The organism is Micromonospora sp. WMMD558 (genome assembly GCF_049315255.1).
Classification (GTDB): Bacteria; Actinomycetota; Actinomycetes; order Mycobacteriales; family Micromonosporaceae; genus Micromonospora.
In genome coordinates this window covers 3009968-3028765 of the sequence record NZ_CP186061.1, presented here as the reverse complement: position 1 = coordinate 3028765, position 18798 = coordinate 3009968, and the positions used below count along the sequence as shown (strand labels likewise).

The window sequence follows — 18798 nt, the reverse complement described above, 5'->3', positions numbered from 1 at the left end:
GTCGCCCCCGTAGACCTCGATCCGGACGTCCGCCGGCCGCCCGCAGCCAGGGAGTGTGGGCAGAGCTTGGGGTGGGCTGGACACGGGCCGCCTCCCTCAGTCGATCCCGGATCCGGCCGGTTCTCGGAGCGTGGGAACCCACGGCCGGCTGAATGCCGGTAACGCTACTTCATGATGGCCAATAACTAAAGCCATTGCTGGCCAGTTTCCCAGCTCAGAGTTGGCCAAGATCGGCTGTGTGTCACGCTGACGCCGTGGCACAGGACTTGGCTTCCGCGACCGCCGCCTACCGCGCGGCACAGGATGCCGTCGAGAGCGCCAAGGAGCAGGTGCGCACGAGCCAGGACACTCTGCGCCAGGCTCGCCGGGACCTTGCCACCGCGATCGTCGCCGAGGCCAGGCGCGGAACCCGCATGCGGGACCTGGTCGCCACGACCGGACTCTCCCGCGAATGGATCCGCACACTCCTGCGGCAAGCCGGCGTCGAGCCCGATTGATCGCGTGACGGACGACCTGGCGGCTGCGGTCCGGGCCTACGAAGAGGCGCGGGCTGCCGTTATGGACGCCCAGGCCCGGGCGGAGCAGCTCGTCACGAACGCGAGGAACGACGTGGCCGAGGCCCGTTCGCGGTTCGCCGAGGCAATTGTCGACGCCGCTCGTGACGGAATGCGGCAAGTCGACATCGTCCGGGTCACCGGATACACCCGCGAGCGGGTCCGCCAGATCCTGCGGGCTGGCGGCGTCGAAGCGGAGTGAGTCCGGCGGCGCTCAGTGCGTCGCAGTTCCCCGAACTGCCCCGGCCGTCCGCCCACACCGGTCCCGCCACCGCCGCCTGCTAGTCGAGGTGCTCGGCCGGGGCCGTCTGGAGCAACCAGGCCAGCGGCATTCTGGCCTGCTCCTCGTAGTCGCCGCGCTCCGACAGCCGATACAGGGTGACGGTCTGCCCGCTGTCGCGGTCCACCATCCAGTAGCGGGGAATGCCGGCGGCGGCGTACTCCCGGACCTTGGTGACCGAGTCGATCGCCTCGGAGCCCGGCGAGACGATCTCGACCACCAGCGCGACGTCCGCCGCGACGGACCAGACGCTCCGCGGCGGCGGCTTGCGCCACACGGTGAGGTCAGGGATGCGGCCGCCGACCCCGTCGGGGCCGGGCACCCGGAGGCCGGCGGCCTGGAGAACCTGCTCGGCGGGCCACCCGGCGATGATGAGCCACGCCATCAGCCGACTGGCGATCATCGCGTGCTCCGAGTCCGGCGGCGGCATGACCGACAGCACCCCCTCGGGGCTCGTCTCGTACCGGTGACCGTTGGGATCGGCGGCGTTCATGGCGGCCAGATCCTCGAGCGTCACGACAGCGGGCATGTGCCTGCCGACGGCCTCTGCGCTCATGGGCTCATCCTAGGCGCCGTACCCCTCCGGCCGATCGCTCAGCCACGCCGGCGTCCCTTGTTCACAGCCCGTGGCGGCGGTCGCCGGCCACCAGTTCGGCCACCCGCGCCTCGGACCCGGCGGAGAACCGCTGCCGCCGGGCGTCGACGGCCTGCCGGGTCTCCTCCGCGACCAGGTCGCTGTTGATCATCGCCGCCGCCAGGGCGCCGCCCGCCGCGGCGGCTCCCACCTGCGCCGCCAGGTCCGTGACGTTCCCGGCCACCCACACCCCGGGTACGTCGGTACGCCCGGTCGGGTCGGCGGGGACGTGCTCGCCCATCCCGCTCGGGTGCTCCACCGGCCGCAGCCCGAGCCCGGCCAGGAGTCCGGCCCGCGCGACCATCCGCGCCCCGACCGCCAGCGCGTCCCGCTCGACGACCGTTCCGTCCGCGAGCCGTACGCCGGTCAGCCGGTCGTCGACGATCTGCAGGGCCGCGACCGCACCGGTCACCACCCGGATGTCGCGGGCGGCGAGCTGTTCCGCCTGCTCCTCGTCCGGGCCGGCGGACAGGTGCGTGAAGTACGTGACGTCGGCACTCCACTGGCGGAACAGCAGCGCCTGGTGCACCGACATCGGGCCGGTGGCCAGCACGCCGATGGCCCGGTCGCGGACCTCCCAGCCGTGGCAGTACGGGCAGTGGATCACGTCCCGGCCCCACCGCTCCCGCAGTCCGGCGACGCCCGGCAGGTCGTCCACCAGCCCGGTGGTCACGAGCAGCCGGCGCGCCCGCACCGACCGCCCGTCGGCGAGCGTCACGGCGAACCCGTCACCGTCGCGCGCCGCGGCGTCGACCTGGCCGGCCACCACGTGACCGCCGTACCCGCGCACCTCGGCCCGGCCGCGCTCCAGCAGTTCGGCCGGCGGCGTGCCCTCGCGGGCGAGCAGCCCGTGCACCCCGTCGGCCGGCGCGTTACGCGGGGCGCCGGCGTCGATCACCACCACCGACCGGCGGGCCCGGGCGAGCATCAACGCCCCGTTCAACCCGGCGGCGCCGCCGCCGACCACCACCACGTCGTAGTCGCTGCTCAACTGATCGGTCATCCTGACCACCTCCCACGCCAACCATGCGCGGACTGCGGCCGTACCAGCAAATGTTGTTGCCGTTGTGGCAAACTTGCCGGATGGACGGTGATCTGGACCAGGCCCTCGACGCGGTCGGCCCGCGGCTGCGCGCCCTGCGGAAGCAGCGCGAGACCACCCTGGCCGACCTGTCGACGGAGACCGGCATCTCGGTGAGCACCCTCTCCCGCCTGGAGTCCGGTGCCCGCCGCCCGACCCTCGAACTACTGCTCCCCCTGGCCCGCGCCCACGGCGTCACGCTCGACGAGCTGGTCGGCGCCCCGCCCACCGGCGACCCGCGCATCCATTTGCGCCCCGTCACCCACCACGGCATGACGATGCTGCCGCTGACCCGGCGGGCGGGCGGCATCCAGGCGTACAAGCTGGTGATCCCGGCCCGCAAGGGGACCCCGGACCCGCAGACCCACGAGGGGTACGAGTGGCTCTACGTCCTCAACGGGCGGCTGCGGCTCGTCCTCGGGGAGCACGACCTGGTGCTCGCGCCGGGCGAGGCGGCCGAGTTCGACACCCGGGTGCCGCACTGGTTCGGTGCCGCCGACGCGGAACCGGTGGAGATCCTCAGCCTCTTCGGCCGCCAGGGCGAACGCGCCCACCTGCGCGCCCGCCCGACATCCCGTTCCGGGTCGTCATGACGACGCGGGCGGCGGCCACCACCTGGTGACCGCCGCCCGGCCCGGGCGTCCGGATCAGGCCAGGTCGTACCGGCCCAGGTTCATGACCTTGGTCCACGCCGCCACGAAGTCCCGGACGAACTTCTCGCGGGCGTCGTCGCCCGCGTAGACCTCGGCCAGGGCGCGCAGCTCCGAGTTGGACCCGAAGACGAGGTCGGCGCGGCTGCCGGTCCACTTGACCGCGCCGGTGGCGAGATCGCGCCCCTCGAAGGTGTTCGCGTCCTCGGACGTCGCCTTCCACGTCGTACCCAGGTCGAGGAGGTTGACGAAGAAGTCGTTGGTCAGCGCACCGGGGGTCGTGGTGAGGACACCGAGCGGCGACTGCTGCCAGTTCGCACCCAGGACGCGGAGACCGCCGACGAGAACCGTCATCTCCGGCGCGCTCAGGGTCAGCAGGTTCGCCTTGTCGACCAGGAGGAACTCGGCCGGCAGGCGGTTGCCCTTGCCGAGGTAGTTGCGGAACCCGTCCGCGGTCGGCTCCATCGCCGCGAACGACTCCACGTCGGTCTGCTCCTGCGAGGCGTCCGTACGTCCCGGCGTGAAGGGCACCGCGACGTCGACCCCGCCGTCGCGGGCGGCCTGCTCGACGGCGGCGTCACCGGCGAGCACGATGAGGTCGGCGAGCGAGATCTGCTTGCCGCCGGTCTGCGCGGCGTTGAACGCCTGCTGGATGCCCTCCAGCGTGCGCAGCACCGTCGCAAGCTGGTCGGGGTCGTTGACCTCCCAGCTGTGCTGCGGCTCCAGGCGGATCCGCGCCCCGTTGGCGCCGCCGCGCTTGTCGCCGCCACGGAACGTCGAGGCCGACGCCCACGCGGTGGAGACGAGCTGGGCCACCGTCAGCCCCGAGGCGAGGACCTGCGCCTTGAGAGCCGCGACGTCCTGCGCGTCGACGAGTTCGTGCGTCACCGGCGGGACCGGGTCCTGCCAGACCAGTGTCTCGGTGGGAACCTCCGGGCCGAGGTAGCGCTGGATCGGGCCCATGTCGCGGTGGGTCAGCTTGAACCAGGCCCGGGCGAAGGCGTCCGCGAACTCGTCCGGATTCTCGAGGAACCGTCGCGAGATCTGCTCGTAGACCGGGTCGAAGCGGAGCGCCAGGTCCGAGGTCAGCATCCGCGGCTCGCGGCGCCTCGCCGGGTCGTGCGCCTCCGGCACCATGTCGGTGCCCGCGCCGTTGCGGGGCCGCCACTGGTGCGCGCCGGCCGGCGACGTCATCAGTTCCCAGTCGTAGGCGAAGAGGATGTGGAAGAACTCGTTGTCCCACCGGGTCGGGTGGTAGGTCCAGGTGACCTCGAGACCACTGGTGATCGTGTCGGCGCCCTTGCCGGTGCCGAAGCTGTTCCGCCAGCCGAGGCCCTGCTCCTCGATCGGGGCGGCCTCGGGCTCGGCACCGACGTGGTCGGCCGGGCCCGCACCGTGGGTCTTGCCGAAGGTGTGGCCGCCGGCGATCAGCGCGACCGTCTCCTCGTCGTTCATCCCCATGCGGTGGAACGTCTCGCGAATGTCGCGGGCCGAGGCGAGCGGGTCCGGGTTGCCGTTCGGGCCCTCCGGGTTGACGTAGATGAGGCCCATCTGGACCGCGGCGAGCGGGTTCTCGAGTTCCCGGTCGCCGGTGTAGCGGTCGTCGCCGAGCCAGGTCGTCTCGGGACCCCAGTAGACGTCCTCCTCGGGCTCCCAGACGTCCGGCCGGCCACCGGCGTACCCGAAGGTCTTGAAGCCCATCGACTCCAGGGCGACGTTGCCGGCGAGGATCATCAGGTCGGCCCACGAGATGCTCTGGCCGTACTTCTTCTTGACCGGCCACAGCAGGCGCCGGGCCTTGTCGAGGTTCCCGTTGTCCGGCCAGCTGTTGAGCGGCGCGAAGCGCTGCATGCCGGCGCCGGCGCCGCCGCGGCCGTCGCTGATGCGGTACGTGCCCGCGCTGTGCCACGCCATCCGGATCATCAGCGGGCCGTAGTGGCCGAAGTCGGCCGGCCACCAGTCCTGCGAGGTCGTCAGGACCTCCGCGATGTCCCGCTTCACGGCGGCGAGGTCGAGGGCCGTGAACGCCTCGGCGTAGTCGAACTCACCGTCGAGCGGGTTCCGCTCGGCGGGGTTCTTGGCGAGGATCTTCAGGTTGATGCTGTTCGGCCACCAGCCGCGGTTGCCGCCGCCCTGGGTCGGGTGGGGGGCGCGTCCGTGCGCCACCGGGCAGCGCGACTCGCTCCCCGCGCTCGCGTCGTGGACGACGGCCTCGTGGTTCTCGGACATCGGGTTCTCGGACAACGGATTCCTTCCGTGACGTGCCGTATCAGGGGGATCAGGAGTTGCCAGCGTCGGAACAGTCGGGGCACCGGCCCCAGTAGACGACCTCGGCCTCGTCGACCGAGAAGCCGCTGTCGTCGGACGGGGTCAGGCAGGGCGCCTCGCCGACGGCGCAGTCGACGTCGGCAATCAGACCGCAGGACCGGCACACCAGGTGGTGGTGGTTGTCCCCGATCCGCGACTCGTAGCGGCCCACCGAGCCGGACGGTTCGATGCGCCGCACCAGGCCCGCGGTGGTCAGCGCGCGCAGGCCGTCGTACACCGCCTGGCGCGACACGTCAGGCAGGTCCCGGCGCACGGCGGCGATGATCGATTCCGTGTCGGCGTGCGGATGCGCGTGCACCGCGTGCAGCACCGCCACTCGGGGACGGGTCACGCGCAACGCCGCCCTCCGCAGCATCCGCGGGACGTCCATGATCGTGGCCACGCCGGAAGTCTTGCTCTTTTTCTGGAATGAGTCAAGATTATGGGTGGGACGTCACGCCACCGCCAGCGGCACCCGCAGCCCTACTCCTCGATGTATCCGGTGGTGGGATCGATCATGGCCAGGAACGTCCGGACGTGCTCCTCCATCTCGGGCCGGGTCATCGCCGAGCCGCCGGAGATCGCGAAGCCGTACTCGTGCGGCCCGTTGAGCCAGTCGAAGTCGTAGGTGCGGGGCTTTCCGGCACGCTCACGCACCCGGAACTCCTGCCCGTCGATGGTCAGCACGATCGGCGGTTGATCATCTCGGTACCGGATGCGCAGGTGCTCCGGCACAAGACCCGGCTCCGGCTCCGTCGACATGCGTGCTCCTTCTCCGCCGACCCGACCGCATCTCATCGTCCCTCGCGACCACGTCACAGTTCGCCATCAAGAAGCGCTTTCAGCAGAGGCAGCTGTCGTGGTCGGATCGGGTCACGATGGGCGCTCGACCGGACATGGAGTAGACGTGAGTTCCGGGACTGAACACGAGGACCGCTTCCGCCGCGTCTACACGATGAACTTCGAGCCGCTGCTGGCGTACGCGATGCGGCGTGTCGAGCAGCCTGAGGACGCGGCCGACGTGGTGGCCGAGACCTTCCTCGTCGCCTGGCGGCGCAGCCGTGACATGCCGCCGGAGGCCGAGGCCCGGCTGTGGCTGTACGGCGTGGCCCGCCGGGTGCTGGCCAACCACCACCGCGGCGGGGTGCGCCGGGAACGGCTGGGCGATCGGTTGCGGCAACGACTCAGGGTCGCCGTCGCCGTCGACCCGGGCAGCGAGGTGCCCGAACGGCTCACGGTCCAGGCCGCGCTGGCCCGGCTGGGCGATCTGGATCGGGAGGTGTTGCTGCTGACCTTCTGGGAGGGCCTGGAGCCGCGCGAGGCCGCGGCGGTTCTCCAGGTGAACCCTGCCGCGGTCCGTACCCGGCTGTCCCGGGCCCGGGCCCGATTGCGCGATCTCGTCGGTGACGACCTGGACCCGACCGGACATGTACCCGACGTCATGGCAGCACGCGGCTCAGAGGAGGGCAGATGACCGACGAACACCTCGACCGGATGGTCCGAGACGCCGACCCGTACCGACCCGATGTCATCCGGCACCTCGACGAGGCCGCACAGAACCTCCTGGAGGAGATCATGTCCGTGCCGACCCTCGAACCCGTCGCCGAGCCACCCGGCAGGCGCCCCCGGGCGCGCCGCGGCATGATGAGCGGCCTCGCCGGCGCAGGCGTCGCGGCCACCCTTCTCGCCGGCGTCCTGGCGGTCTCGATCATCGAAGGTGACCAGCCGGACGGACATCCGGCGAACCCGCCGATCACCTCCGAAGCGAGGGACCCGGCCACGTACTCCGCGATGGTGCTCAAGGCGGCCGAGGAGAACCCGCGGCTGCTGATCGACCAGCCCGGCTGGAAGGCGACCACCGTCTACGGGTTCGCCGAGAAGGAGGGCACCATCGCGTTCAGCAACGGCGGACGCCACCTGGCGATGAACTGGTATCCGGCCGCCCAGTACGACGGCTACCACAAGGATCGGCTCCACGTCAGCAAGCCGGAGGCGGTGAAGGTCGACGGCTGGCCGGCCGACCTGTTCCGGTACAGCGCGAGCGACTTCGCCGTCATGCTCCGGCCCCGCGACGGTTCCTTCGTCGAACTGCGTACCGGGGGCGCCTGGACCCGTGGCGAGTTCGATCGCGCTCTCGCCGACGTGGTCCGCGTCGACGCCCGCACCTGGCTCGCCGCGCTTCCGGCCGAGATCGTCACTCCCGACCGGGTGAACGAGCAGGCGGCCAAGGTGCTCGCCGACGTGCCGCTCCCTCCGGGCTTCGACACCGCCACGTTGAACAACCTCGGCACCAACGACTCCTACCAGTTCGGCGCCAAGGTGACCAGCCGGATCGGCTGCGGATGGATCGCCGAATGGCTGCGGGCGAAAAAGTCCGGTGACGACGCCGCGCTCCGCCGGGCCGCGGACGCGTTGCGCAGCAGCCACAAGTGGAAGGTGCTGCACCAGATGAACGACGAGGGCGACTGGCCGGAGGTGTTCTGGGAGACCGCCGACAAGGTGGCCGCCGGTAGCCCGCCCGCCCAGTACGAAGATGCCCTGGGCTGCGAGTAACCGCCCGGATCGCCGAGCAGGTTCGGGCCGGGCGCCGAGGATCAACTGATCCTCGGCGCCCAGCGCCTGGTCTGGAGGCCTGCCGACCGCCCGTGGCAGGATCTGCCGGGTGCAGATCGGGATGCTCGGGCCGTTCGAGGTTCGCACGGACGACGGCGGCTCCGCCGACGTGCCGGGCGCCCGCCTGCGCGGGCTGTTGATCGCCCTCGCGCTCAGACCGGGCCAGGTGGTCCCCAAAGCGACACTCGTCGACTGGATCTGGGGTGAACACCCGCCCTCCGACGCGGCGAACGCCTTGCAGCGCCTGGTTTCCCGGCTGCGGAAGGCGCTGCCGGAAGGGGCGGTCGAGGGGCAGCCGGACGGCTACCGGTTGACGGTGGACCCCGACGCCGTCGACGCCGTACGGTTCGAACGCCTCGTCGGCCAGGCCCGCGATGACGCGGGTCCGCAGCGGGCCCGGCGGCTCCGCGAGGCCCTCGCGTTGTGGCGCGGTGCGGCCATGCAGGATGTCGGTCTGCCCGACAGTGCGGCGCTCGACGCGGCGGCCACCCGGCTGGAGAGGCTACGCCTGACGGCCATGGAGGATCGGTTCGACCTGGAGGTCAGCCTCGGCCACGGTGCGGAACTGGTCCCGGAGCTGACCGACCTGGTGGCCGCGCACCCGGTGCGCGAACGGCTTGCCGTCGCGCTGATGCGTGCCCTCGCGGCGACCGGTCGCGACACCGAGGCGCTGCTCGTGTACCAGCGCACGAGCGAGGCCCTCGCCGACGCGCTGGGCGTCGACCCCTCCCCGGAGCTCTCGGCACTGCACGTCGCGCTGCTGCGGGGCGAGGTGGGGCGGCGGGAGCAGAACCGGAAGACCAACCTGCGTGCCGAGCTGAGCAGCTTCGTCGGCAAGGACGGAGCTGTCACCGAGATCGGCGCACTCGTCGCCAGGCACCGGCTCACCACCCTGATCGGGCCGGGCGGCTCGGGAAAGACCAGGCTGGCCACGGAAACCGCGCGCCGGCTGCTCGACGACCTGCCGGACGGCGCCTGGCTGGTGGAACTCGCCGCCATCGGCACCGACGGAGACGTCGTGCAGGCGACGCTCGCCGGTCTCGGCCTCCGGGACGCTCTGCTCGGCGAGGCGCCGAGCACGGAGCTGATCGACCGGCTCATCGCCGCGATCCGCGAGCGGGAGGCGCTGCTGGTCCTGGACAACTGCGAGCACGTGATCGAGTCGGCGGCGGCGTTCGCCCATCGACTGCTCGGGGAGTGCCGGCGGCTGCGGATCCTGGCGACGAGCAGGGAACCGCTCGGCATCACCGGTGAGGCGCTGTGGCCGGTCGAGCCGCTGGCGTTGCCGAAGGGGGACGCCGGGCCTGGCGAGATCGAGTCCTCTCCCGCCGTCCAGTTGCTGCGGGACCGGGCGAGCGCGGTGCGCAGGGATCTCGCGGTCGACACCCACACGTTGTCCACGATGGCACGGGTCTGCCGGGCGCTGGACGGGATGCCGCTGGCGATCGAACTGGCCGCGGCCAGGTTGCGCACCATGTCCATCGATCAGCTCGCCGAGCGGCTCGACGACCGGTTCCGCCTGCTCACCGGCGGCAGCCGTACCGCGTTGCCCCGGCACCGGACGCTGCGCGCGGTGGTCGACTGGAGCTGGGAGCTGCTGACCGACGCCGAACGGACGGTCCTGCGCAGGCTCTCGGTGTTCTCGGGCGGGGCGAGCCTGGAAGCGGCCGAGCGGGTCTGCGCCGGCGACGCGGTCGAGCCGGAGGAGGTGCTCGAACTGCTCACCGCACTGGCCGAGAAGTCGCTGCTGGTCGCCGAGGGCGACGGCGCACCGCGTTACCGGATGCTCGGCACGATCAAGGAGTACGCCTCGCACCGGCTCGCCGAGGCGGGGGAATCGGACCTGGCGCGGCACGCGCATCTCGCCTACTTCACCGAACTCACCGAGGCCGCGGAGCCGCAGCTTCGCCGCGCCGAACAGCTGAACTGGCTCGCCGTCCTCGAGGTCGAGCACGACAACATCGGTTCCGCGATGCGGGGCGCGCTCGCGGCCGGCGAGGCGCCCGCGGCGATGCGGCTGGCCGCGGCCGCCGGCTGGTACTGGTGGCTCGGCGGTCACCGGACCGAAGGCATGGAGCTGATCACCGCGGCCACCGCAACGCCCGGCGAGGTGAGCGACGAGATCCGGGCCACCGTGTACGCGCTCGTCGTGCTGTTCCTGAACTCCGGGCCGGGCGACGAACACCACGCGGCGGAGTGGATCCACAAGGCGTACCGGCTCAGCCGGCGCAGTCGAGGCAGCCACCCGGGGATGGCGCTCGTCGTCCCGCTGGAACGCATGGTGCGGGAGCCGGACGCGCTCCTGCCCGCCTGGGAGACCCTGCTGGACCACGAGGACCCCTGGGTCCGCGCGCTGGCCCGGCTGCACCTCGGCAAGCTGCGGATCATCCTCGGCCAGGACGGGCGGGATGTGGACGCGTACTTCGAGCGGGCGCTCGTCGAGTTCCGGGCCCTCGGCGAACGGTTCGGGATCTCGTTCGCCCTGAGCGAGCTGGCGGAGCTGATCGCCGTACGCGGTGAGTTCGCCGCGGCGTGCGCGCACTACGAGGAGGCGATCGCGGTCGTCACCGAGGTCGGCGCCGTCGAGGACGTCATCCGGATGCGGTCGCGGCAGGCGCGGCTGTACTGGTTGTTGGGCGATGAGGACGCCAGCGTGGCCGCCCTCGCCGAGGCGCAACGGTTCGCGGACCGGGTCACGTGGCCGGGTGCGCTGGCCGAACTGGCGCTGTCCAAGGCGGAGCTCGCGCGCTGGCGCGGTGACGCCGAGGAGGCGTACGAGCAACTCGGAGTCATGACAGCGCTGCTGGGCGACGAGGCGGAGCTGGCGGGTATCCGTGCGGGGACCCACGACCTGCTGGGCTACCTGACCGACGATGTCGACCAGGCCCGTACGCATCGCATGGTGGCCTGCGAGGCGGCGCGCGAGGCCGGTTACGCACCGTTGATCGCACAGGTGCTCGTGGGGGTCGCGGACCTGGCGCTGCGCCGCGACCAGCCCGAGCAGGCCGCGCGGCTGCTCGCGGCGAGCGCTGCGGTGCGTGGACTGCCGGACCGCTCGCACCCGGACCTGGCCCGGATCGAGCAGACAGTGCGACGCCGCCTCGGCGAAGCGAAGTTCGCCGAGGCGGCGCTGGCAGGCACTGCGACCAGCTGGAGTCAGTTGGTCGCGGTCACGCTCGCTTGTTGAAGGTGGAACGCGCCCACAGGTACCCGACCAGAGCGATGCCGACGCACCAGGCGAGAGCGGGGATCACGTCACCGGTGGCGGGCGCGCCGGCGAGGAACCCGCGCAGGGTTTCGATGATCGGCGTGAAGGGCTGGTACTCCGCGAACTCCCGAAGCCCGGGCCCCATCTTCTCCGCCGGCACGATCGCGCTGCTGAAGAACGGCAGCATGACCAGCGGCACGGAGGCCAGACCCGCCGTTTCCGGCGACTTCGCGGACAGGCCCAGGGCGACCGTGAGCCAGCCGGCCGCGAAAGCGAGCAGCACGATGACGCCGATCGCGCCGAGCCAGTCGAGGGCGCTCGCCGACGGGCTGAATCCCAGCAGGAAGGCCACCCCGACGAGCGCCGCGATGGCGATCAGGTTGGTCAGCACGCTGGCGATGACGTGACCGGCCAACACCGCGCCGCGGGAGACGTGCATGACCTTGAACCGGTTGATGATGCCCTTCGTCATGTCGGAGTTCACCGACGTCGCGGTGGCCCCCAGCCCGTAACAGACGGCCAGCAGCATCAGCCCGGGTGTCGCGTAGTCGATGTAGTCGACACCGACGTTGAACGCGTCTCCGAACATGTACACGAACATCAACATGATCACGATCGGCATCAGGACCGCGTTGAACACCGAGGTCGGATTCCGGGCGATGTGTGTGACGTTGCGACGCAGCATGACGATCGGATGGGACTTGGCGCTCATTTCGCGGCCACCTCCGTGGTACGGCCCGTCAGGGCGAGGAAGACGTCATCGAGATCCGGTGTCTGCACGGACAGCCCGTCGGCACTGATCGCGTACTCGTCGAGCCGGTCCAGCAGGACCCGCAGCGACCTCGTCCCGCCGTCGCTGGGAACCCGCAGGGCCAGTGCCTCGTCGTCCCGCGTGGCCTCGGTGAGGACCCGCGCGGCCGCGTCGAGTTCGGCGACGGTGGTGAACCGGAGCCGGACGTGCGTCCCGGGAATCTGGCGCTTGAGCTCGTCGGGGGTGCCCTCGGCGACCAGGCGGCCCTGATCGAGCACCGCGATCCGGTCGGCGAGCTGATCGGCCTCCTCGAGGTACTGGGTGGTGAGGAAGACGGTCACACCGTCGGCCACCAGCTCACGGATGATCGACCACATCGTGCGACGGCTACGCGGATCCAGTCCCGTCGTCGGCTCGTCGAGGAAGATGATCCGCGGGTCGCCGACGAGCGTCATCGCCAGATCCAACTTCCGCCGCATGCCCCCGGAATAGGTGGACACCGGCTTCCGCGCCGACTCCACCAGGTCGAACCGCTCCAGCAGGTCCGTGACGACCCGCTTGCCGTCCCGGGCGGGAACCGGGCTCAGATCCACCATCAGCTGCAGGTTCTCCCGCCCGGTCAGCAACTCGTCGACCGCCGCGAACTGACCGGTGACCCCGATCGCCGCGCGCACCGCCCTGGGCTGGGTCGCGACATCATGTCCGGCGACCCGTACCGTCCCACCGTCGGCCCGCACCAACGTGGTCAACACGTTCACCGTCGTCGTCTTGCCCGCCCCGTTCGGACCGAGCAGGGAGAAGATCGTGCCGGCGCGGACCTCCAGATCGATGCCGTCGAGCACGACCTTGTCCTTGTAGGCCTTGCGCAGTCCTGTGACCGCGATCGCTGAACTTGTCATGCGACCACCATGGGCACCCGCCCTGTCACCCGCCTGACACGACCCTGACACGGCCCCTGACACGGCTTCTGGCGGCGGTACGACCGCAGACCTCACATCACATGTGTGGCCGGAAGTACCGGAATCAGCGAGTTGTTCCTCCGTGCGCCTCCGCGGCCACCGCCGGACCAGTCCCACGGCCGGCGGTGGCCCAGATCTGGCCGGCGGTCAGAAGCACGGGTTGCGCAGCACCCACTCATCATCGCTGCCAGCCGCCGCCGGCCGGCCGGGGCGAGCGCTGGATTCGACCAGTACGACGTGATCCTCGGGTCGTATCTGGGCGGGCAACCGGCCGAACCGCTGGACACGCTGCGCCGCGAATTCCTCGTCCGAGAACCGCATCCCGGACTCACGCTCCTCAAGCACGGCGCCCTCCCTCTCCAGACCAGTTGTTGCTGCTCAGGTACCAATTGTTGCGGCGTTACCGCCACCGTTGCCACCATCGCGGCGGCCGGCACCGCGCGACCGCCGTGTCGTGCGCCACTGCCCGTCGAACGCGGCAGACCGCCGGCTTCGACAGCCGGGTCTGCCACACGTGTCCCTCGCCGAAACAGCTCGGCTCGGCGATGCACCTGATTCGCGGGTGGCTGTCTCGGCACCCGTTCTCATCGCAGGGTGAGCGGGGTCACGGATTCGACGCGGGTCAGCTTCTCCGGGTTACGGACGTAGTAGACGCCGGTGATACGGGCGTCCTCGACACGGATCGCCATGACCCCGTCAAGTTCGCCGTCCAGGCGTACGAGGAGCGCCGGGTTGCCGTTGACCACGGTCGGTTCACCGGTGAGCGTGCCTTCGACCTTGCCCAGACCGCCGAAGAACATACGGGCCACCTTCTCAGCGCCGACGATCGGTCGCAGCGCGGCCTGCTTGACGCCGCCGCCGTCGCCCACCAGAACGACGTCCGGGGCGAGCACGTCGAGCAGGCCCTGCAGGTCCCTGGTTTCGACCGCGCGCTGGAACGCTTCCAGAGCTGCCCGGGTCTCGCTCGCGGAGACCACCTGGCGGGGGCGGCGAGCATCGACGTGCTGGCGGGCGCGGTGCGCGATCTGATGGACGGCCGCGGAGCTCTTGCCGACGGCGGCCGCGATCTCGTCGTAGCTGACATCGAAGGCCTCGCGCAGCACGAAGACGGCCCGCTCGGTCGGCGACAGAGTCTCCAGGACGATCATGAGCCCCATCGACACGCTCTCGGCGAGTTCGACGTCCTCGGCCACGTCCGGCGCGGTGAGCAGCGGATCTGGCAGCCAGGGGCCGACGTAGGCCTCCTTGCGGCGCTTCATTGTGCGCAGCCGGTTGAGCGACTGCCGGGTGGTGATCCGGACCAGGTAGGCCCGCTGGTCGCGCACGTGCTCCGCGTCGGTCCTGATCCACCGTAGCCAGGTTTCCTGCAGGACGTCTTCGGCGTCGGCCGCCGACCCGAGCATCTCGTACGCGACGGTGAAGAGCAGGTTGCGGTGGGCGACGAAGGTGTCGGTCGCCGGGTCACTGGCGTGGCTCATGTCTCGACCCTTCTTCTTCGCGGGTGGCCCTGGTTGCCGGAGGCCTTTAACCGGGCATCAACGGCACATCGTCGTCAGCTGGCGAAAGGTTCAGGGCCGAAGCGGCCCCACGCGATGAAGGCTGCGAGCGCAACGTAGCCCAGGTTCACCATTACCAACGTGAACTGACCAAGACGGCCATGGATGATCATCGCGCCGACCATGAGCAGAACCCAGCAGACGGCAGTCACCGGCACCATGAACGGTGCGATGTCGAGCACGGCCGGCAGGATCAGGCCAACCGCGGCCAGGAGCTCGAGGACCCCGATGGTCTTGATGAAGCCGACGCTGGCGTGTCCGGTCCACTCTCCGCCGTTGAGCGCAGCCAGTCTCTCCTTGGGTACGAACGTCTTGGTGATCCCGCCGGTCAGGGAGACTGCTGCCAGCAGTCCGGCGGCAATCCACAGGGCGAGGTTCATACCGTCCCTCCTTGCCTTGGGTAGGTGACTCCGGTGTCCTGGGACCATCCGGCACGGGCGGAGCGCCAATGGGACACCCTCGGTGGTTGGTGGCGGTTCGAGCTGGGATCGCCGATGCGCGGCCCAGCTGTCCGTTCAGCGGGTGGCCGGCGCCGCGCCACGCCTGGCCCGCAGCAACTCTTGGCGCTTGTCGTCCTTGACCCAGGTGAGCGAGCCGGGCTTGCGTGCCTCGTCCGCCAGATGCTTGACGGTGTGCTTGCAGACGAACTCCTTGAGCTTCGCGCCCGGGCCGCCACCGACGTACAGCCCGTTCGCGGTGTCGTCCCTGGCGGCGAACTGGAAGATTCCGGCGCGACGCCCCAGGCTGATGCACTGGCCGAAGAACCCCAGGTTGATGGGGGCCGGCTGCTCGCCCGCGATCCGGGCCAGCACCGTGTCGGCGGCGTGCGCGCCGATCCTCGTCGCGGCCTGGCAGCTCATCCGGAACGGCAGGTCCGACGGTGCCGCCGAGTCCCCGGCCGCGACGATGCGCACGTCGTCCACGCTCGTCAACGTCTCATCGGTAAGCAGGCGGCCCAGCGCATCGGTGCTCAGCCCGCTGCGGCCGGCCAGGTCCGGCACGCCGAACCCGGCGGTCCAGACGGTCACCGTGCTCGGCAACTCGCGGCCGTCACCGAGCTGCACGGCATCGCGTGTCACGGCCGTCACCTTCGCGCCGGGGCCGTCGAGCACGGCCACACCGAGCCGGGCCAGCCGCTTGGCGACCGAGCGTCGCCCCCGAGGATGCAGGTACGGGCCGAGCACCCCGCCGCAGACCAGGGTCACGGTACGGCCAGCCTCCGCCAGTTCGGCGGCGGTCTCGATGCCCGTCGGACCGGCTCCGACCACCGTCACCGAGGCCGTTCCCGGTAGAGCGTCGACGACCGGCCGCAGCCGCTGCGCCTCCTCCAGGCTGGCAATCGGGTAGGCGAACTCGGCCGCTCCGGGCACGCCCGGGTCGGCGCTGCCACTGCCCACCGCATAGATCAGGTAGTCGTAGCCGACCGTGCCGCCGGCCGCCAACGTCACGCTGCGCTCGGCCGCGTCGATCCGGGTCACCGTGTCGACCACCAGCCGGACGCCCTCGCCCAGGACTTCCTGGTAGTCGACGACCGCGTCGTCGGACCCGCCCACCAGTTGGTGCAGGCGGATCCGCTCGACGAAGGTCGGGCGCGGGTTGACCAGGGTCACTGTGACGCCATCGCGCTGCGTGAGGCGATTGGCCGCCATGACACCGGCGTACCCGCCGCCGGCCACGACCACATCGACGTTCCCAGTCATAGTGGCTCCTCCGTCTCCAGGGGTTCGGCCTCAAGACACCGCGTGACCGATCGTCCTGACAGCGTGTGAGGCAGGCCACTCCACAGGCGCGGCTCGCACCCTTCCCCCGCTGCCCGCCACCGGCTTGCGGGCTGAATGCGGTCCGCTAGCGGATCTGCGTCCAGGTACCCGGTGGGTGCGGCGGAAGGCGCAGATCCGCGAGCACCGCGAAGTGGTCGCTCGCCCAGGAAGCCGCCAACCTTGACGCCGTCATCCCGGTCGATCGAGGGACGTGCGAACACGTTGGGCGTTCGGCGCATCATGTTGGCCGCCGAAAACCCGGATGACCTCGGCGCCGATGGTGCGTAGCGTGCCGGCCATGTCCCGGACAGAGCTACGGCCGTTCACGGCCGCCGATCTGGCTGCCTGCGGCTCGTTGCTGGCCGACCGGCACCGTCGGCACCGCGTCGCCCAGCCGCTGCTGTCCGCCCGGTTCGAGGACACCGCTGTTGCGCTGGCGGAGCTGACCGCAGCGTACGAGACGCCGGACGCGTCAGGAGCGGTCGCGTACCGCGCCGGCGTCCCGGTGGGCTTCGTCCTCGGCGCCCCGAAGCCGTCACCGCTGTGGGGGCCGAACATCTGGGTGGAGGCCGCCGGACTCGCGGTCACCGACCCCGAGGTGATGCGCGACCTGTACGCGGTCGCCGCCGCCCGGTGGGTCGACGAGGGTCGCACGGCGCACTACGTCGTCGTGCCGGCGCACGACGCGGAACTGGTGCGGGCCTGGTTCCGCCTGGGCTTCGGCCAGCAGCACGCGCACGCCATCCGGCCCGCCGCCCGGCCGGGGACGGGTACGCCGGCCGGGCTGTCGGTGCGTCGGGCGGCCCGGGCCGACATCCCCGCGCTCGCCCAACTCGAACTCGAGTTGCCCCTGCATCACGGTCGGTCCCCGACCTTCTCCGCCGGCCGGGTGGGCACGTTGGAGGAGGCCCTCGCCGAGTGGACGGTCGACATCGACAATCCCGCGTACGCCACCTTCGTGGCCGAGTCGGACGGCCGGGTCATCGGCTCGGCCGTCGGCTGCGCGCTGGAGAATTCGAGCGGGCACCTGAGCCTGGCCCGCCCGGACCACGCCGGGTTCCTCGGGTTCGCGGCGGTCTTCCCGCACGCCCGTGGCACCGGCGCCGGACGGGCCCTCGGCACCGCCGTCATCGACTGGGCCGTGTCGGCCGGGTTCGACAGCGTGGTCACCGACTGGCGGGTGACCAACCTGCTCTCCTCGCGGGCCTGGCCGGCGCTCGGCTTCGACGAGACGTTCCTCCGGCTGCACCGGCTGATCGGCTACTGACCGGCCGCGACCGTCACGCCCGTCAGCGGCTGCGGGCTCGGCGCGGAGAGCGGCATGAGCGCGCCCCTAGCCTGGCCGGGTTCGTGGATTGGCAGCGTCAACGCTGCCCAACGGGTAGGCCCTTGGTGAGGCAGGCGGTTCCGTCAGGGCCGGCGAGTGGCATCGACCGGTACCCCTCGCTGTGATAGAGGTCGATGTTCCGCAGGCTCTTGGCGCCGGTGTACAGCAGGATGCGGCGGCAATCCGGTTGGGCGGCGGCTTCGGCGGTGCGCAGCAGCCATCGGCCCAGCCCCTGGCCGCGCAGGTCGGGCACGACGGCGAGCCTGCCCACGTGCCAGTCGGTGTCGACGCGACGGGCCCGCACCATGCCCAGCAGCCGGCCGTCCAGCCAGATGCCTGTGGTGTGCCAGGCCGCCAGCCAGTCACGCACCTCCTGCAGCGACTCGTGCAGGGCCGGTATGGCCATGGTGTCGTTGACGACGGCCTCGTCCACCCAGCAACACCGCTGCAGCACAGTGACCTCGGCCGCGTCGTCAGGGGTCAGCGGTCTCGCGTAGGACCCTGGCAACGGTCCGGACAGGGCCCCGGCTCGTGCGCGCTCGCGCATCGGCCGCAGGGCGTGGGCGACCCGGACCAGTTCGTGCAGCAGGCCGACACCCGCCGTGTCGCGGGCCGCGTCGGGCCGCAGCCGACCATTCTCCGTCGCGTCACCGATGCGGATCGCGACCGTGGCGCCCAACGGAACCAGGCGCAGCGTGGTCACCACCTGCTTGGCGTGCTGAACCGACCGGGTGCCGGCCGACGTGTTGCCGTAGCTGACGAAGCCGATCGGCTTCCACGCCCATTCGCGGCTGAGGTAGTCCAGCGCGTTCTTCAGGGTCGCTGGCATCCCGTAGTTGTACTCCGGCGTGACCACGATGAACCCGTCCGCCGCGTCGACGATCGCGCTCCACCGACGTGTGTGTTCATGCCGGTAGACACCCGACGACGGGTGTTCCTCTTCGTCCAGGAACGGCAGGTTCAGATCGCCGAGGGCCACCGGCACAAGCTCGACGCCGAGTCGGGCGGCAGAAGGGGTGATCGTCTCGATCAGCCACTGTCCCACTGCGGGGCCGAGGGCGCCGGGGCGGGTGCTGCACGTGAGCACCAGGACACGCGTCGGTTTCGTTGACATGGAA

Annotated in this window: 19 protein-coding genes; 7 read left to right on the top strand and 12 right to left on the bottom strand. The window is 71.1% G+C overall.

The window, feature by feature from the left end:
* Positions 1–254: 254 nt before the first annotated feature.
* On the top strand, positions 255–497 hold the full coding sequence (locus ACN26Y_RS14775) for a hypothetical protein (protein WP_155330830.1): 243 nt from the start codon (positions 255–257) through the stop codon (positions 495–497).
* A 4-nt stretch (positions 498–501) separates the two neighbouring features.
* Complete coding sequence (locus ACN26Y_RS14770; protein ID WP_155330829.1) at positions 502–756, top strand: hypothetical protein; 255 nt, start codon at positions 502–504, stop codon at positions 754–756.
* A 79-nt stretch (positions 757–835) separates the two neighbouring features.
* Here ACN26Y_RS14770 and ACN26Y_RS14765 read toward each other — a convergent pair whose 3' ends face one another.
* Together ACN26Y_RS14765 and ACN26Y_RS14760 are read right to left on the bottom strand one after the other, a co-directional pair.
* On the bottom strand, positions 836–1390 hold the full coding sequence (locus ACN26Y_RS14765; protein ID WP_155330828.1) for a Uma2 family endonuclease: 555 nt from the start codon (positions 1388–1390) through the stop codon (positions 836–838).
* A 61-nt stretch (positions 1391–1451) separates the two neighbouring features.
* Complete coding sequence (locus tag ACN26Y_RS14760) at positions 1452–2471, bottom strand: NAD(P)/FAD-dependent oxidoreductase (RefSeq protein WP_155330827.1); 1020 nt, start codon at positions 2469–2471, stop codon at positions 1452–1454.
* 80 nt (positions 2472–2551) lie between these two features.
* Here ACN26Y_RS14760 and ACN26Y_RS14755 point away from each other — a divergent pair, with 80 nt between their 5' ends.
* Positions 2552–3142, top strand: a complete 591-nt coding sequence (locus ACN26Y_RS14755; protein WP_155330826.1) for a helix-turn-helix domain-containing protein — start codon at positions 2552–2554, stop codon at positions 3140–3142.
* Between the two features lie 54 nt (positions 3143–3196).
* Here ACN26Y_RS14755 and katG read toward each other — a convergent pair whose 3' ends face one another.
* The 3 genes from katG to ACN26Y_RS14740 all read right to left on the bottom strand — a co-directional run bounded on the left by katG (position 3197) and on the right by ACN26Y_RS14740 (position 6268).
* Entirely contained in the window at positions 3197–5428 is a 2232-nt protein-coding gene (gene katG, locus ACN26Y_RS14750) for a catalase/peroxidase HPI (RefSeq protein ID WP_422734835.1), read from the bottom strand.
* A gap of 49 nt (positions 5429–5477) precedes the next feature.
* The gene (locus ACN26Y_RS14745; RefSeq protein WP_155334091.1) at positions 5478–5897 is read right to left on the bottom strand and encodes a Fur family transcriptional regulator; all 420 of its coding nucleotides are present in this window, start codon (positions 5895–5897) and stop codon (positions 5478–5480) included.
* 92 nt (positions 5898–5989) lie between these two features.
* Complete coding sequence (locus ACN26Y_RS14740) at positions 5990–6268, bottom strand: hypothetical protein (protein WP_155330824.1); 279 nt, start codon at positions 6266–6268, stop codon at positions 5990–5992.
* Positions 6269–6413: 145 nt separating this feature from the next.
* On the opposite strand from ACN26Y_RS14740, the gene ACN26Y_RS14735 reads away from it, so the two are divergent.
* The 3 genes from ACN26Y_RS14735 (at position 6414) to ACN26Y_RS14725 (ending at position 11306) form a co-directional block, all read left to right on the top strand.
* Positions 6414–6980: an RNA polymerase sigma factor gene (locus ACN26Y_RS14735; RefSeq protein WP_155330823.1), complete on the top strand. Its 567-nt coding sequence runs from the start codon at positions 6414–6416 to the stop codon at positions 6978–6980.
* Positions 6977–8059, top strand: coding sequence for a hypothetical protein (locus ACN26Y_RS14730; protein WP_422734834.1), 1083 nt, complete (start codon positions 6977–6979; stop codon positions 8057–8059). The genes ACN26Y_RS14735 and ACN26Y_RS14730 overlap by 4 nt, the downstream gene beginning before the upstream one ends.
* Before the next feature lie 109 nt (positions 8060–8168).
* Complete coding sequence (locus ACN26Y_RS14725; RefSeq protein ID WP_155330821.1) at positions 8169–11306, top strand: BTAD domain-containing putative transcriptional regulator; 3138 nt, start codon at positions 8169–8171, stop codon at positions 11304–11306.
* Here ACN26Y_RS14725 and ACN26Y_RS14720 read toward each other — a convergent pair.
* From ACN26Y_RS14720 to ACN26Y_RS14695, 6 genes are all read right to left on the bottom strand, one after another.
* Positions 11290–12039 (bottom strand): ABC transporter permease, encoded by a 750-nt coding sequence (locus tag ACN26Y_RS14720; protein WP_155330820.1) that lies wholly within the window; start codon positions 12037–12039, stop codon positions 11290–11292. The two genes, ACN26Y_RS14725 and ACN26Y_RS14720, sit on opposite strands and share 17 nt — an antisense overlap.
* On the bottom strand, positions 12036–12977 hold the full coding sequence (locus tag ACN26Y_RS14715; RefSeq protein ID WP_155330819.1) for an ATP-binding cassette domain-containing protein: 942 nt from the start codon (positions 12975–12977) through the stop codon (positions 12036–12038). Before ACN26Y_RS14715 ends, ACN26Y_RS14720 begins: the two co-directional genes overlap by 4 nt.
* 207 nt (positions 12978–13184) lie before the next feature.
* A complete protein-coding gene (locus tag ACN26Y_RS14710; RefSeq protein WP_155330818.1) occupies positions 13185–13382 on the bottom strand; it encodes a hypothetical protein in 198 nt (65 codons plus the stop codon).
* A 239-nt stretch (positions 13383–13621) separates the two neighbouring features.
* Positions 13622–14515, bottom strand: a complete 894-nt coding sequence (locus ACN26Y_RS14705) for an RNA polymerase sigma-70 factor (RefSeq protein ID WP_155330817.1) — start codon at positions 14513–14515, stop codon at positions 13622–13624.
* A gap of 74 nt (positions 14516–14589) precedes the next feature.
* Complete coding sequence (locus ACN26Y_RS14700) at positions 14590–14973, bottom strand: DoxX family protein (RefSeq protein ID WP_155330816.1); 384 nt, start codon at positions 14971–14973, stop codon at positions 14590–14592.
* Positions 14974–15108: 135 nt separating this feature from the next.
* A complete protein-coding gene (locus tag ACN26Y_RS14695) occupies positions 15109–16293 on the bottom strand; it encodes an NAD(P)/FAD-dependent oxidoreductase (protein WP_155330815.1) in 1185 nt (394 codons plus the stop codon).
* A gap of 358 nt (positions 16294–16651) precedes the next feature.
* On the opposite strand from ACN26Y_RS14695, the gene ACN26Y_RS14690 reads away from it, so the two are divergent.
* A complete protein-coding gene (locus tag ACN26Y_RS14690; RefSeq protein ID WP_155330814.1) occupies positions 16652–17620 on the top strand; it encodes a GNAT family N-acetyltransferase in 969 nt (322 codons plus the stop codon).
* 97 nt (positions 17621–17717) lie between these two features.
* Here ACN26Y_RS14690 and ACN26Y_RS14685 read toward each other — a convergent pair whose 3' ends face one another.
* The gene (locus ACN26Y_RS14685) at positions 17718–18794 is read right to left on the bottom strand and encodes a bifunctional NAD(P)H-dependent oxidoreductase/GNAT family N-acetyltransferase (protein ID WP_155330813.1); all 1077 of its coding nucleotides are present in this window, start codon (positions 18792–18794) and stop codon (positions 17718–17720) included.
* Positions 18795–18798 lie beyond the last annotated feature (4 nt).

Coding starts and splice junctions, on each gene's coding strand:
- ACN26Y_RS14765 (WP_155330828.1), bottom strand. CDS start 1,390: ATGAGCGCAGAGGCCGTCGGCAGGCACATGCCCGCTGTCGTGACGCTC.
- ACN26Y_RS14690 (WP_155330814.1), top strand. CDS start 16,652: ATGTCCCGGACAGAGCTACGGCCGTTCACGGCCGCCGATCTGGCTGCC.
- ACN26Y_RS14720 (WP_155330820.1), bottom strand. CDS start 12,039: ATGAGCGCCAAGTCCCATCCGATCGTCATGCTGCGTCGCAACGTCACA.
- ACN26Y_RS14730 (WP_422734834.1), top strand. CDS start 6,977: ATGACCGACGAACACCTCGACCGGATGGTCCGAGACGCCGACCCGTAC.
- ACN26Y_RS14740 (WP_155330824.1), bottom strand. CDS start 6,268: ATGTCGACGGAGCCGGAGCCGGGTCTTGTGCCGGAGCACCTGCGCATC.
- ACN26Y_RS14745 (WP_155334091.1), bottom strand. CDS start 5,897: ATGGACGTCCCGCGGATGCTGCGGAGGGCGGCGTTGCGCGTGACCCGT.
- ACN26Y_RS14755 (WP_155330826.1), top strand. CDS start 2,552: ATGGACGGTGATCTGGACCAGGCCCTCGACGCGGTCGGCCCGCGGCTG.
- ACN26Y_RS14760 (WP_155330827.1), bottom strand. CDS start 2,471: ATGACCGATCAGTTGAGCAGCGACTACGACGTGGTGGTGGTCGGCGGC.
- ACN26Y_RS14700 (WP_155330816.1), bottom strand. CDS start 14,973: ATGAACCTCGCCCTGTGGATTGCCGCCGGACTGCTGGCAGCAGTCTCC.
- katG (WP_422734835.1), bottom strand. CDS start 5,428: ATGTCCGAGAACCACGAGGCCGTCGTCCACGACGCGAGCGCGGGGAGC.
- ACN26Y_RS14695 (WP_155330815.1), bottom strand. CDS start 16,293: ATGACTGGGAACGTCGATGTGGTCGTGGCCGGCGGCGGGTACGCCGGT.
- ACN26Y_RS14715 (WP_155330819.1), bottom strand. CDS start 12,977: ATGACAAGTTCAGCGATCGCGGTCACAGGACTGCGCAAGGCCTACAAG.
- ACN26Y_RS14685 (WP_155330813.1), bottom strand. CDS start 18,794: ATGTCAACGAAACCGACGCGTGTCCTGGTGCTCACGTGCAGCACCCGC.
- ACN26Y_RS14705 (WP_155330817.1), bottom strand. CDS start 14,515: ATGAGCCACGCCAGTGACCCGGCGACCGACACCTTCGTCGCCCACCGC.